The organism is Aquibacillus albus, assembly GCF_016908325.1.
GTDB lineage: Bacteria > Bacillota > Bacilli > Bacillales > Amphibacillaceae > Aquibacillus_A > Aquibacillus_A albus.
The window spans coordinates 66,922-79,710 of sequence record NZ_JAFBDR010000023.1 but is presented as its reverse complement, the minus strand read 5'-3'; the positions used below and the strand labels follow the sequence as shown (position 1 = coordinate 79,710).

General features: G+C 32.6%; 13 protein-coding genes and 1 pseudogene. 2 read left to right on the top strand and 12 right to left on the bottom strand.

Annotation, left to right across the window (positions count from 1 at the left end; translation table 11 throughout):
• Both JOC48_RS17065 and JOC48_RS17060 read left to right on the top strand, forming a co-directional pair.
• Window positions 1-776, top strand: a 776-nt coding sequence (locus JOC48_RS17065) for an SDR family NAD(P)-dependent oxidoreductase (RefSeq protein ID WP_204501628.1), incomplete at its 5' end; no start/stop codon positions are given.
• A gap of 12 nt (window positions 777-788) precedes the next feature.
• On the top strand, window positions 789-1,436 hold the full coding sequence (locus JOC48_RS17060) for a ThuA domain-containing protein (protein WP_204501627.1): 648 nt from the start codon (window positions 789-791) through the stop codon (window positions 1,434-1,436).
• A gap of 598 nt (window positions 1,437-2,034) precedes the next feature.
• Here JOC48_RS17060 and JOC48_RS17055 read toward each other — a convergent pair.
• The 12 genes and pseudogenes from JOC48_RS17055 to JOC48_RS17010 form a co-directional block, all read right to left on the bottom strand.
• Window positions 2,035-2,349: a type II toxin-antitoxin system PemK/MazF family toxin gene (locus JOC48_RS17055; RefSeq protein WP_204501626.1), complete on the bottom strand. Its 315-nt coding sequence runs from the start codon at window positions 2,347-2,349 to the stop codon at window positions 2,035-2,037.
• The gene (locus JOC48_RS17050) at window positions 2,342-2,503 is read right to left on the bottom strand and encodes a hypothetical protein (protein WP_204501625.1); all 162 of its coding nucleotides are present in this window, start codon (window positions 2,501-2,503) and stop codon (window positions 2,342-2,344) included. The genes JOC48_RS17055 and JOC48_RS17050 overlap by 8 nt, the downstream gene beginning before the upstream one ends.
• Window positions 2,504-3,279: 776 nt before the next feature.
• Window positions 3,280-3,648 carry a hypothetical protein gene (locus JOC48_RS17045; RefSeq protein WP_204501624.1) on the bottom strand — a complete coding sequence of 123 codons (369 nt, stop codon included), beginning with the start codon at window positions 3,646-3,648 and terminating at the stop codon, window positions 3,280-3,282.
• A gap of 132 nt (window positions 3,649-3,780) precedes the next feature.
• Window positions 3,781-5,466 carry a DUF2326 domain-containing protein gene (locus tag JOC48_RS17040; RefSeq protein ID WP_204501623.1) on the bottom strand — a complete coding sequence of 562 codons (1,686 nt, stop codon included), beginning with the start codon at window positions 5,464-5,466 and terminating at the stop codon, window positions 3,781-3,783.
• Window positions 5,457-5,684: an ABC-three component system middle component 6 gene (locus tag JOC48_RS21795; protein ID WP_390364328.1), complete on the bottom strand. Its 228-nt coding sequence runs from the start codon at window positions 5,682-5,684 to the stop codon at window positions 5,457-5,459. Before JOC48_RS21795 ends, JOC48_RS17040 begins: the two co-directional genes overlap by 10 nt.
• A 4-nt stretch (window positions 5,685-5,688) precedes the next feature.
• Complete coding sequence (locus JOC48_RS17035; protein WP_204501622.1) at window positions 5,689-6,243, bottom strand: hypothetical protein; 555 nt, start codon at window positions 6,241-6,243, stop codon at window positions 5,689-5,691.
• Entirely contained in the window at window positions 6,243-6,479 is a 237-nt protein-coding gene (locus tag JOC48_RS17030; protein ID WP_204501621.1) for a hypothetical protein, read from the bottom strand. The genes JOC48_RS17035 and JOC48_RS17030 overlap by 1 nt, the downstream gene beginning before the upstream one ends.
• 441 nt (window positions 6,480-6,920) lie before the next feature.
• The gene (locus tag JOC48_RS17025; RefSeq protein ID WP_204501620.1) at window positions 6,921-7,922 is read right to left on the bottom strand and encodes a hypothetical protein; all 1,002 of its coding nucleotides are present in this window, start codon (window positions 7,920-7,922) and stop codon (window positions 6,921-6,923) included.
• A 65-nt stretch (window positions 7,923-7,987) separates the two neighbouring features.
• Window positions 7,988-8,104 (bottom strand): annotated as a pseudogene (locus tag JOC48_RS21350) (restriction endonuclease); the annotation flags it as partial.
• 384 nt (window positions 8,105-8,488) lie between these two features.
• Window positions 8,489-8,908, bottom strand: coding sequence for a hypothetical protein (locus JOC48_RS17020; RefSeq protein WP_204501619.1), 420 nt, complete (start codon window positions 8,906-8,908; stop codon window positions 8,489-8,491).
• 107 nt (window positions 8,909-9,015) lie between these two features.
• Complete coding sequence (locus JOC48_RS17015) at window positions 9,016-10,569, bottom strand: hypothetical protein (protein WP_204501618.1); 1,554 nt, start codon at window positions 10,567-10,569, stop codon at window positions 9,016-9,018.
• Between the two features lie 67 nt (window positions 10,570-10,636).
• Window positions 10,637-12,784 (bottom strand): UvrD-helicase domain-containing protein, encoded by a 2,148-nt coding sequence (locus JOC48_RS17010; RefSeq protein WP_204501617.1) that lies wholly within the window; start codon window positions 12,782-12,784, stop codon window positions 10,637-10,639.
• Window positions 12,785-12,789 lie beyond the last annotated feature (5 nt).

The window sequence follows — 12,789 nt, the reverse complement described above, 5'->3', positions numbered from 1 at the left end:
TCATAAAATCTATCATATACTTTTCCGAAGGAAATTGGTTAATAAGTGTTCAATTTTATCTAGCAAGAACTGTCTATTTTAGATTAGCAGTTACAAGAGGGTTAGGGTTGGCTTTATCTAAAGTATTTCTTGCCAATGATTTTGAAGTATTTGCTGGACGATTTATGAATGATTGGCCAGAGCTTGATGAGCTTAAAGAGCAATATGGTGATGATTTACATATTTTATCTTTAGATGTGAATAATCAAGCATCCGTTGATCAAGCAGCTGCTTATATTGAAGAAAAAAGAGGACAGTTAGATGTGCTTGTAAATAATGCTGCGATTTACAAAGACCGTTCCGAAGATATTTTTGGTGAGTTTAACTACGAGGATATGATGAAGCTTTTCGAGACAAACTCGCTCGGACCATTACGTGTATCAAAATCAGTTGTGCCTTTATTGATGAAAGGTAATAGTAAAATGCTTGCAAACATTTCATCAGAAGCGGCTAGTTTAGAAGATTCATGGAGGGTTAAGGAATATGGTTACTCGATGTCTAAGTCAGCGTTAAACATGGGGCTAACGATATTACAGAATCAATTAGCTGATCACGGAATTAAAGTATTAGCGTTCCATCCTGGTTATGTAAAAACATACATATTCGGTGAATTTAATGAAAACGCGACCATTGACGCGATAGAATCAGCAACAGGCATTGTCAACCAGATTTTAAAAGCACCAACGATTGAGGAACACATGTTTATTGACTACCAAGGAGATAAAATGAACTGGTAAGGAGGAATAGAAATGGTAAGGATAGTAGCTTTACTAGGAGATTATTGGCATTCAGAAAAAGAAGCAAAAGTAGGTCTCGAGGCAGCAATTGATCGATTACCGAATAAAGAAGAAGTGGATTTACAGTATATTACTTATGAAGAAGTGGGACAAGCGCTTAGGGGAAATCCAGATGTCTTTATTAATGCAAAAATGGACCAAATCAATCCAAGAGATGAAAAGGTTTATACATGGTTAACCGATGAACTTGATAAGCAGCTAGTAAACTATGTCAAAGAGGGTGGCAGTGTGCTTGCTTGGCATGGCGGCATGGCTGCTTTTGACGAAAATAGTCATTACATTAAAATGCTTCGAGGATCATTCGACTACCATCCACCTGGACTACAAGAGGTTACTTACATGTTAAACGAAAATGAAAAAACGGGCCCGAATACATTTACGATGTCTGATGAACAGTATTTTGTCCATCTCGATAAAGAGAATACGGAAGTTGATTTATGGAGTACAGGTGTGGATGGTGATTCGATTGCTGGTTGGAAGCATTCTTTTGAAAATGGAAAAGTATGCTGCTTTACACCTGCCCATACCGAAGAAGGCATGTTGAATGAAAATGTCTCTAAATTATTAGCTGAAAAAATCAGTTGGTTGTTATCTAGATAATTCATTCTATTTTTAAAAAAGAACTATTAGTAGGAATAATAAAAAAAGGTGTCAGTGTATAATGGTAAATAAGGCAACCACCTTTTTTAAGTAAAAAAGGCCGGACTTAACTAAAAACTCTTAAAAATCGTTTTTAAAAGTTCATCTATCAGAGAACTTTTTGATGGAGCTCCTCTAGAACGTGAATATGGGGCCTTGCTTTTCATCCTACAGGAATACCTTCTAGCAAGGATAGACTCCGTTTTCACGTATTATTCCGTATTTATAGGACAAAATCCATAACGCTGACACGCGAGGTCTTAAGCCTCAGGCACGAGGAACAATGTGATCTAACGTCCTAGAGGAGCTCCATATTTTTATTCCATCAACAAAATTTAAGTTCCGATTGAAAATACTTACACTTTTTTATGCATATGGACGAGATGTTGATAAGGCATGATGTTGATAAAAGTGTTGAACATTGGTGCTATGTAGCTTCTTTTTTAATTCATTTATAACACATACGATTTAATTCTTTATATATTAACTAGTATCCTATAAATGAAGTAAGCAATCCAATTTATCATAAGAATTTCTCAGCTCTACAACTGATATAGATTCAAAAATAATTTCTTATTGTAGTTAATACACTTTCTAAATCACTTTCATGTAATTTCCCAATCTTGAATAATAATTCTTCATAATGCAGTGTATTTAATTTTGAACATCTTACAACAGATGGTTTAGCTAAGCCGGCTTGTTCCCAGTATTCAATAACGACATCAAAGTCATTCCTAGATTGCTGGCTAGTAACTGTAGCGATTAAGTGATCTAACTCCGCAATAACATTATCATTGCTAACAATTACGACTGGCCTTCGCTTATCATTTAATTCAGCGAACCAAACTTCGCCTCGTTTTCCTTGTTTAGTCATTATCTTTCCCCCAGAACATCTCCTCTTTCTCTTTTATAATTTGTTCCTTAGGAGGTCTGTTATCAAAGTAATAATCAAATAATTTATTTAGTAACTTTATTCTTTCACTATTTTCCATACTTTCTATTGCTTTCATAATCTCTTCAGCAGTCATTAAGAACCACCTCGATTTAGAATTTTCACTTTACATGTATTATACAATAATTTTTCTTTCTCATAAAACCAATGCTGTACATATGAATGTATAAAAAAAGACAAGGATTTTTACCCTGTCTCATTTCTTAGAAAATATTATTTAGTTATTTGTGTGCTTAGATTAGATACAGGTGGTCGGGGTCGAAATAGGTCATAAAACATTGATATAACAAGGTTTTACACTGTTTATGTGTAAGAATTGTGTAAGGGAATTTAGTGTGTGTAAATTTTAAGTAGTTGATGGGTTTTTCACCTACTTTTGTCCTTTATTGTACACAACTCTAAAAATCCTAAATCACATTTCTCCCTATGCTTTTTTACTAATTTCTGAATCAGCCCAACTTCACCACTATATGTGATACGATTCACCGTATCGGTTTGTAGGGTAAAATAAAGCAATTAGAGCTCCTCTAAAAATATTTTGTGAGGTGCTCTAACATATGAATGGTTCTTTATCTCAATAACATTTTGACTTTAGTGTCCTTATTGTCCATCTATTTATCAAAAGTGTACTTTGTACCCTCACCATGACCAGTAACTGCTACACCATCAGATATTAATTCTTTATTAGTTAGATCATCTTCCGATTCTTAAATACAATTAAAATTAAATTAAGTATTGGTTGGTGGCAGGTACTTATATTTTAACAGATTTCAAGAGCCAGGCGAACAAGTTGAAGTGAAATTCGGGTATGTTAGACACTAAATTAAAAACTGCTTTCAAATATAAATGTTCTTATTTCTCTTCTTTAGTAATGTACCAATGATGCGGAATCTCCACCAAGAAGTATGTACCAAACTCATCATCGTCATGTCCTAATCTGGGCAGAATTTCATATGGAACTCCCTCAGTTAGTTCCTCTAAAACAAAATGTGCACTTCGATATGGTTGATCAACAGCAAATCCTCTTGACGCCAGATAGATTGCCTCATCGTCAGATAATGAACTTTCATCAATTTCTACGCGTATTCTCAGCCCAGAATTATCGTCATCACCTTCAACATTTACTGGTATAACCCTCCCTATTTCTTTTGCAATTAATTGTTTTGCTAATTTTTCTACTTGGTTAAATGAAATATAGGCAGGTTCTAAGTCTTTAAGCATTGCCTTTCCTCCTACTATGCTATTAATTTTTATTTCAACCATTCATACGATTTATTTCAAGCTTATTTTAACGTTAGTAGTTCCACTTGGATACTTTGGTCGGACCCTTATTCTTCAAAAACATTTTTTACTTTAAGTATTAAAAGGTCTATCATTTTCAGAGAGGGTAACTACAATATTTGATTTTTGTATTAAATCATTATCTTGAATTTTCTCTTTTAAAACTGCTACAATATATTGACCTTCTATGGAGTTCACGATATTGATAATAGCCTTTAGAGCTACCTGATCGATAGTTTCGATTACATCATGAACTATAAAATTTGGTACCTTTTTCTCTAAATCTCTAGCTAATCGTTGATATGCTAAATCAAATGCAGCAATAATGGACTTCCTCGTACCTGTACTTAATCCCCTTTTAACGTAATCGATTCCAAACGGAAAACCTTTTTCAGTTTTATAGAGCATGAAAGGTTCACCATTAGTTTTTTCACTATATTGTGAAAAGTATTTATTAAAGATAGACAACGAATCTTCTTTGACATCAGCTTCTTCTTCAGTCTTTTCTAATTTTTCAACAAGTTCTGCTATACGCGCCTCTAATTGATTATAAGTTGATCTAATATTCTTACTACTTCCAAGTTCTTCGTTGTATTCTGCTAGTTTACCTTGCAACGAAGTGTACTCATCAATTTTATTTTCTTCTATCAACATGATTACATTCTTATGCTTCTCAAACAGTCGACTCTTTTCTTTTTCGAGACGAAAAACTTTTTTCTCTACCTTTTCTAATTGGGAATTGAAATATCTTATTTTGTTATGCACAAGTTCATCATTAAACTTCACTAAGTCCTCAAAATCCTTTTGCAAATTGCCCATCGCTTTAAGAGTTTCATTATATAAGTTTTTTAGAACATCTTTGTCAATTCCATTATTTATTTCATGCTTAGCATCAGCAAGAATTCCGGTAATTCTCTGTCTTTTAAATATAAGTTCATCAATCTGGTCATTATAGTTTGCATACTCAATTTTTATTTCAGATATCTTTTCTTCATTTTCTTTGAACTTCCTTGAATTCACTAATATGTTCATTTGATTATTCAATTCATCAATAGTCGATTCCAGTAGAGTCACCTTTTGATTAATGCTATCTATAGATTTAAAATTATTTATAGACATAAAGTTTTTTATTTCTTTATTTTTCTCTGCAATTTCTTTTCTCAAATCCAAAATATAGTTACTTACTTCCTGATCTTGTAATTCAAAAAGATACGAATAAATATTCTCGTAAGTTGCATCATTAGTTCTATGTAAAAATTTGAGAAACTTGTGATTGTCTGCTCGTTGATCTATTCTAACAAACATATTAATTAATTGTCTAAATGTAGGATAGTCAGCCAAATTAGAAAAAAATATCACATTAAGTTGCTGCCAATAATCATTTTGACTCATTTCTATACCATTAATATATCTTTTACCTCGAGGATAAAGATCCACTGAAAGAATATATTCGCTTGATTTTTCATCGTCGAAAGACTCGACAATCATCAGTTCAACATTAACCTTGTTACCAATGATATAGTTTTTTAGTTTCTCATTTGTTTGTTTTGTCTCATCATCAAAATATAAATATTTCCTGTCTTTAGCTCCCAAACATATATCTATCAACTTCAAAACAGTGGTTTTGCCAACACTATTTCCTTTTTCCTGATCTTTCCCGGCATCGACAATAAAATTCATTCCTTTAACAAAAGGAATTTCTCTAATAACTTCAAGAGCAGGTTTTGTTTCATTAATGGTCAAACGCTTTATGAACATTGAAGTACCCCCTCCTCATTAATAGTAATTTTGTCGATAAGAAAAAGAAAATCTAATGAAAGTAAATAGATGGTATAGTCCAGTGAGTCATTGTACTGTTCCTTTAGAGTTTCGTATAAATCCTCAACGTTATGCTTTTTAGAGGAAATAACCCCCAATATACAAGCAGATATGTAATATATGGTATCCTTAGGATTTGAATCTCTGTCAATTATCATCATATTAATCATCCTTAGGCACTGGCTTTAATAATTTACATTTAGTAAATGCATAGAACATTATCATATAAATGGCTGCGTCTACTTCTTCATCTAATAACTCGGATTCACTAGTCAATGCACTATACCAAACTTCTTCTTTAAGACGATTAAACACTTGTTTAACTACATAATCACCATCAAGTTTTTCCTTTTCTCTTAGTTTTTCAATTTCTAAATAAACCGTCCGAATTTTTTTAACCATTATTGTCTTTTTTAAATAGCCATGTAAAACCTTAGAGACTTCATCATAACCGTCTGAATAATTATCAAAAATTTCTACGTAAACGTCAACTTTATTGTACTCAAACTTTTCCATCCAATCAGAATTGTTTTGGATAGAATATTCATCATCATAATCGATATCAAGCTCTGCAATTATTTTACAAACATCAAAGATAGCACTTCGTTTTAATATTTTGGGAGTCTGGCTGCTAAATTTATAAGTTGTTAGAGTATTTTCATTCCCAACAATTGAAGTTCCTTTATCCCCACTCTTAGCACTATTACTTAACGCCATTATTTTCCTCCATTATACTTATTGTTATCTCCTATTATACTAGTTCCATTGTCACCTGAAATTGCTTTTTTACTAGATAACACCTCTTTTTTTGATGAATCCATTGTAATATTCAGTTCCTGTTTCAAATATTGTTCAATTTTTTTATTTTTATCGGATACATTTTTTGAAAAAACTATCGCAGAAATAGATAGTATTGAAGCAATAATTCCTAATACTAAATTTACCGTTTCCATTAATTAATCCACCTCTAATATTAAAATTATCTTCTATTCTATCACAATAGAGATACTTACTTACTTTTCCTTAACACCTTCAATGCAATACTACTTACAATACCTAATGCAACTAAGCCTGCCGGTCCACCATTTTTAATGCCTTTACCAATACATTCTTTACAAACGTACGAGAGATTTACGAGATTTGAACATTTTTCTACTTTGCACTGTCTATATATTATTGCAAGTTTCACATTCATATTTATTCTGTTCTTTTTCTATAAAGCTCCTTCTTCTTTCACAATATGGACAGTTTAATTCAGTCATTATTTGTGTCTCCTATTAATAATTGTGTATAAACATAATAAGATATTTGAATCTCTTCAAATTGTGAAACAAGTCTTTTATGCATGTTTTTAATTTCATCTACTTTAATATCGTTTGTAGTTATTTCTTGTATTAAGTTTTAGGTATCTTTCTTTTTTTTAGCCTTTCAGCGATATGTAAAAGAGAAATATCATCATTGATACTAATACCATCAACATTCAACAAGTATATTAACTTAGAAACAAGTTCAGTCGAATAGTAGTTTATTTTAGATTCAATTTTCCTAAAATATTTGGAAGCATGATGGTATTCATTAGTTATTTGATAACAGGTTCCTATTAGTCCGAGAGTTTGGAAATATAAATCCAATAGAAAACTATACTCATGCATAAATAACTGGATTTCATCATTATATTTTTTATTGTATTCATTCCTATATTTACTTCTCCATTCCCAAACTTTCAACCCATCTATGAAGTTCGAAATAAGCTTATATTCTATTTTTCTACTTAATACTTCTTCTATAGTTTCTTCGATAAAGTCGGATAAAAACTTCAAATCTTTAATACAATCATTAATCCTAACCATTACATTCTTATTGGGAAGTGATTCGATGGCTTCTTCAATAACTGAATTTATACTATGCACGCTAGAAACTTTCTCTTTCCATAAAAACTGACCGAGTTTATCTATTTTTTCATGTATAATATCGAGTTTTTTTGAGATTTCAGCCATTTGTATTTGCCCCGACATGCTGGCAATATTTCTAGATATACTAGAGAGTGTGGATGGATTATTTTTCTTGATAAGTTCTTCGGGTGTCATATCATTAAGTTGAGCCTTCCCAACAAATTTACCTGTCTTGGTATTTCTAATCTCTAGGGATCCTTTTTTAATAGATAGATTTCCAGTATCAATTCCATTTTGAAACTCTGTGTTTATGGATATTTTCCATAAATCATCTATCTTATCTTTGTTTAAAGGAAAATCTTTATTTTTTATACTTTCCTGAATAATTTTATTTACAGAATCTATTAACTCCGAAGGAACTGATACATCATTACCCTTACTTTTTGAATCATTATAGGTTAACTCACCGCCAATAGTATTGATAATGCTTGGGGTATTATCCAAATCACACACTCCCTCTTTAAGAGTCTAATATTTATGGAAGCAAAAATAATCCTCTTTATAGTTTCCTACTCAGGCACATACATCTTCTGCAACGGTAATAACGTCCTTACATCATTCGGCATATTCTCATACCATTTCACAACCAAATCAACCAATTCCTCCAAATCTACTAACCTAACAGATTAAAGACTAGGGGTGTCAGACCCTCGCTATGGACAAATGTCCACACTGAAGGATTTAACCCTTGCTTTTGTTAATGACTAATCATGTATCTGTACATCGACAGCATTAGCTTCACTTCTAGCCTCATAACGTTTTTCAGGCTTTCCATATACGTTGACTAACTGATGGCTTGTTCAATTCAGTCAGACTGTTTCTTACAAGGTTTTTCGATTCGCTTAATCAATACAGGTTTTCCGACATTTTCTGTAACATTCCGGCATAAGTATAAACAGGTTAATAAACAGTGCCTGCCACCACCCGTAAATGACTCTTCTAGATGCACCACCTCTTAATTCAAAAATTAGAAACCTACATTGTACGCTAGACAAATATAAATATGTAAGTTAATGAATGCAATACCTGGTGATTTGTTGCCATACTTTCCTGCCAAAGTGTTCTGCTAAAAGGATCATGGTTTGATTCCATTGAATATCAAAATCATCACCTGCAATTTCTCTAATAATTGCAGTTACTTCCCTGGCTGGCAGTGGACTATTTAAAAGTTCAAATCGATTCAAATTCATGTAGTGTTCTTCATTTTCATTTCCCTCGTAGTCATTTACCTCTACGATTCCAGTAGCTAATCCCCTAGCAATAATTCCCTCCCCACTACTATATAAAAACACAACGTCATTTGCCTCAATGGTATCTATGTAATATTTCCATGGAGTATAATAGGCTGAACATTTTTGATTCTGTAACATTTCATCTTCACAATCGGGATTATTATTTTTATTAGTGTTAATCAAATATACTTTAGCCAAAGCCTTTCCTCCCCTACACTACAAAAAGTTTATACTCACTCAATACGCTAAACTTTCTTCTATTATCATCTAACCCAAACTTAGATGGTACGATTTTATAAATATTTTCAACTGTCATTTGATAACATTTCTTCAATTTCATCAATGTTGAATTCTAATATTTTCTGTGACTGCACATAGATACTTCTCATAAGAGGCCGAGTACTGTCATCAAATATTTTAATCATTTCGCTTGAAAACTCAGAGTAGTTAATGTTGTTATTCATCAACATCTCTGCTCCAACTATTGCGTAATCATCAAAATATCTAACCTTCGTATAAGATTCAATCTTGTGTATAAAAACCTTTTCAGGGCGAATACTTTTTATGTAGTATATATCGTCTTTTTTAAATATTCGAATATTCCTATCATTATTCTCTGTTTTAAAATCAAACATTTCCAGCTGATAATCCCAGTGTGGGAAACTAATAGGTTCATCCTTTAATGCCTTATCCAACTCTTTAAGGAAATGCTCATCTTTAATCATTTCTTCTGTTATATCTTTATATGTATATTCAATATGTACTCGGCTTAAAAGGTGTTCAGAATTTGGAAATTCCCTATCAAGCAACCAGTTAATATAATTCCTAATCTCACTAATTTCTAACGACTCTCCACGATCATCTTTCAGATGATTAGGGGGATTGTTTTTCAGCACAGGGATAAAGTAATCTATTAAAACTTTTTTGGTAATATCAATTTGGTCATCTATATATTTAACTAGCTTTTCTTTATGCTTCTCAAGTTCTTTAATTAGATTATTATATGCATTCTCGAAATCGTTTTTCTTCTCAACGAGTATTATTCGCCCATATTTTTTTGAAAGTGAATAAGTATATTTTTCTTTAAAGTTATCTACTTTTTCTTTCATCACTTTAGTATATTTAGAAATATCTTCACTAAATAATTTGTATGTTGCTTTCATTTTTTCTTCAAAACCTTTATCTTGAGTAACATTTAATAGTTCGCTAGGTAATTTAACGGTCTTCTGTTCAAGTCGTGCTCCACTAAAAGTTATCTCTATAAATTGTATTAGCTTTCTATAATCGGAAAGCAATTTGAGTGAATCGAAATCCGGAAGTGGTTCTTCTTCTATACTTTTCTTAATGTTTTCAATTTTTTCTTCTGTTTCGTTCGGTTCAGCTTCATTAATCGCTTGTGTTGTCTTCTCTCCCATTCCTATATCGAACAAAGAAGCCTGTTCTGGCTCTATCGGCATAATTAAATACCCTTCGAGAAAGTTATTATTAAGTTTTTCAAAAAGAGCATTCTTTCTGAAACTTCCTGAATTAGGGGAGGTAGTTTTGGAAATTGGAGTGTATATCCATCCTTTGTCATCAACTAACAACATACCTAATCTTAGTCCTGGTATATCTTTTAAACGTATTCCTGAATTCAAAAGAATATCTAAGGCTGCTGGGTTACCAAAACCTTCTCTATAAACTTCAGTACTTAAGTCTAAAGAAACAGCCACTTGGTCTAAGCTAGTTCTTTGCACAAATTCAAATATCTCGATTGCAACGTTAACTTCCATTGCTGGTGCAATATAAACCACTTGAAACTTAGCATTTGATATTAAATCTGCTATTTCTGTGTTAGTTAAATTCACAAAGTTATCCATAATAAACCTCCCCAAATTCAATCTAATTAATGAACTATCATCTAAGTAATCTTAAGTTTTTAATATACTATACTTCCAACAACTCACTCTGCTCCCCATACGAAGTAACAACTAAATAATCTCTAGCACGTGTTGCAGCCACATAAAGTAATGATTTTTCTCTCTGAATAATATCATTTCTGGAAACCTCATCTGCCGCTTTTTCTAGTGCGTTTTTAGGTGGCATTATTCCCTCATTTAAGGAAGCTATAATCATATGAGAGAATTCTAGTCCTTTAACTCTGTGCATAGTTGCTAAGCGAATCCCATCACCTTGATTGGTCTCATTAGGATTTAAGATAACAGATGTAATACCTTCTTTTTTGAAAAATGGTTCGTAAACATCTTCAATCAATTTGTTTGACCTTGTTACTAAACATAGGTTTGATAATTCAACTTTATTCATAACTGCATTTTGGACAAAGTCTTTAATAAAACTTAGCTCTTCCTCCAAAGAACCAAAGCTTCGAATTTCAGGATCTAAACCATGTAACAAGGACTTATACCCTTTTTGATCATCCAATCCTTCATCTAAATCATCATATGGTAAACCTTCAATTACAGAAACGGCCCACTTTCTAATCTGCTCTGTCGTTCGATAGTTAACTTTTAACCTTTTAGACCGCCCACCTCGAACATTTATACCACTATGACTTAGTACGACTTTATTTTTATAGATACGTTGATGCGTGTCACCTACTATAAATAAGTCATTTGGACCCTCGGGAATAATTGTACGAATTAGCTTATAGTCTTCTTGGTGTAAATCCTGAGCCTCATCGACAATTGCAGCTTTGTAAGGCAATACAACATCATTCTGTTCTACTACCATTCGGGCTTCTCGTACAACATCAACCCATTCTTTAATATTATGCCTGTTTAAATAGCTACGGTAGTCCTCAAAAACTTTCCATATCTGTTTACGTTGTAATCGAGAAATTCGGGTACCTCTTCCAATTCTTTTTGCTCTTAGATATCCTTTTTCCGTTGAAATGCCGTTACGTTGAACAACATCTTCCCATTCTTCACGATAAAATGATTCATCGAAGCCTAGTTCTTCGGTTGATACAGCAATTTCCCACGCATGTTTCACCTGTTCTCTTACCTCACGTGAGGAAACAGTTTGAAAGTTTTCGTCATATCTCTTTAGAATACGATTAGCCAGACTGTGCACAGTCGTGACTACGATTCGTTTTCTTAAAGATTCCGGAACAATAGAATCTAACTGATTTCTGATAACCTTTGCTAAGTTTGCAGTAAAAGTCAAAAAGATGATACTATCGGATGTATTTGTAAATACTTCTTCAACTAAAAATTTCGCCCTGTGCATTGCTGCAACTGTTTTACCAGTTCCAGCTCCGCCCAAAACGCGAACGGGACCTTTATTATTGTTTTTCACAATTTTCTCTTGTGTCGGGTGAAGAAATACTCTCCATTTATCCAACGGTGCATTCAACATATCGAGCAAATCTTCATTTGAAGTAACCGTTGCAAATCTTCTCTTTGTATCTGGATTATCTAAAGCCTTCTCAAAATCATCAGGATCAATTTCTTCGTTATCAGGTTCTCTTCCTAGTTCATCTAATGTTTCTTCAAAGCTAAATCCCGCAGCAAGGGAGAGTAATCCTTCATATGCTTCATCTGGTAAATGTTCTCTAATCTGTTCTAACTCTTCTTCATTTTCTAATCTCCGAATAGAAGGCAATAACAGTCTTGGAACACCTAGTTTTTGAAGTTGTTTATCAGTAAACTCATCGAATAATAAATATTCTTGATTTTCTTCTTTATTACTTTCTTCTACTTTATCAGCAACTTCATTTTCGGGCTGTTCTTTCTCAATAATTTCAGTGTCTATTATTTGTAATCCACCAGTTTCACTATTAATTTCAAACACTTTATTTTTAGCCCATCTCATTGCTTCATCATGATTGTCCACCCAAACAAGAATGTATACATCCCCTTTTGGTGCATGAAGAACAACTGCACGGTAAGCTAACCCTATCCTAACTGTTCTTACTTTTTTATCTTTAACATCATGAATGGGTTCATAATTAATACTAGATTGTGTAGGATCTTTTCTAAACTTCTCTGTGAACTCACGAACTTTCTTTTGCTCTGACTTTGGAATATTAGACATTGCTTTTAAGAATTCTGCACCGATAGCTATTTTAGGCAATTACT

Coding starts and splice junctions, on each gene's coding strand:
- JOC48_RS17060 (WP_204501627.1), top strand. CDS start 789: ATGGTAAGGATAGTAGCTTTACTAGGAGATTATTGGCATTCAGAAAAA.
- JOC48_RS17055 (WP_204501626.1), bottom strand. CDS start 2,349: ATGACTAAACAAGGAAAACGAGGCGAAGTTTGGTTCGCTGAATTAAAT.
- JOC48_RS17050 (WP_204501625.1), bottom strand. CDS start 2,503: ATGACTGCTGAAGAGATTATGAAAGCAATAGAAAGTATGGAAAATAGT.
- JOC48_RS17045 (WP_204501624.1), bottom strand. CDS start 3,648: ATGCTTAAAGACTTAGAACCTGCCTATATTTCATTTAACCAAGTAGAA.
- JOC48_RS17040 (WP_204501623.1), bottom strand. CDS start 5,466: ATGTTCATAAAGCGTTTGACCATTAATGAAACAAAACCTGCTCTTGAA.
- JOC48_RS21795 (WP_390364328.1), bottom strand. CDS start 5,684: ATGATAATTGACAGAGATTCAAATCCTAAGGATACCATATATTACATA.
- JOC48_RS17035 (WP_204501622.1), bottom strand. CDS start 6,243: ATGGCGTTAAGTAATAGTGCTAAGAGTGGGGATAAAGGAACTTCAATT.
- JOC48_RS17030 (WP_204501621.1), bottom strand. CDS start 6,479: ATGGAAACGGTAAATTTAGTATTAGGAATTATTGCTTCAATACTATCT.
- JOC48_RS17015 (WP_204501618.1), bottom strand. CDS start 10,569: ATGGATAACTTTGTGAATTTAACTAACACAGAAATAGCAGATTTAATA.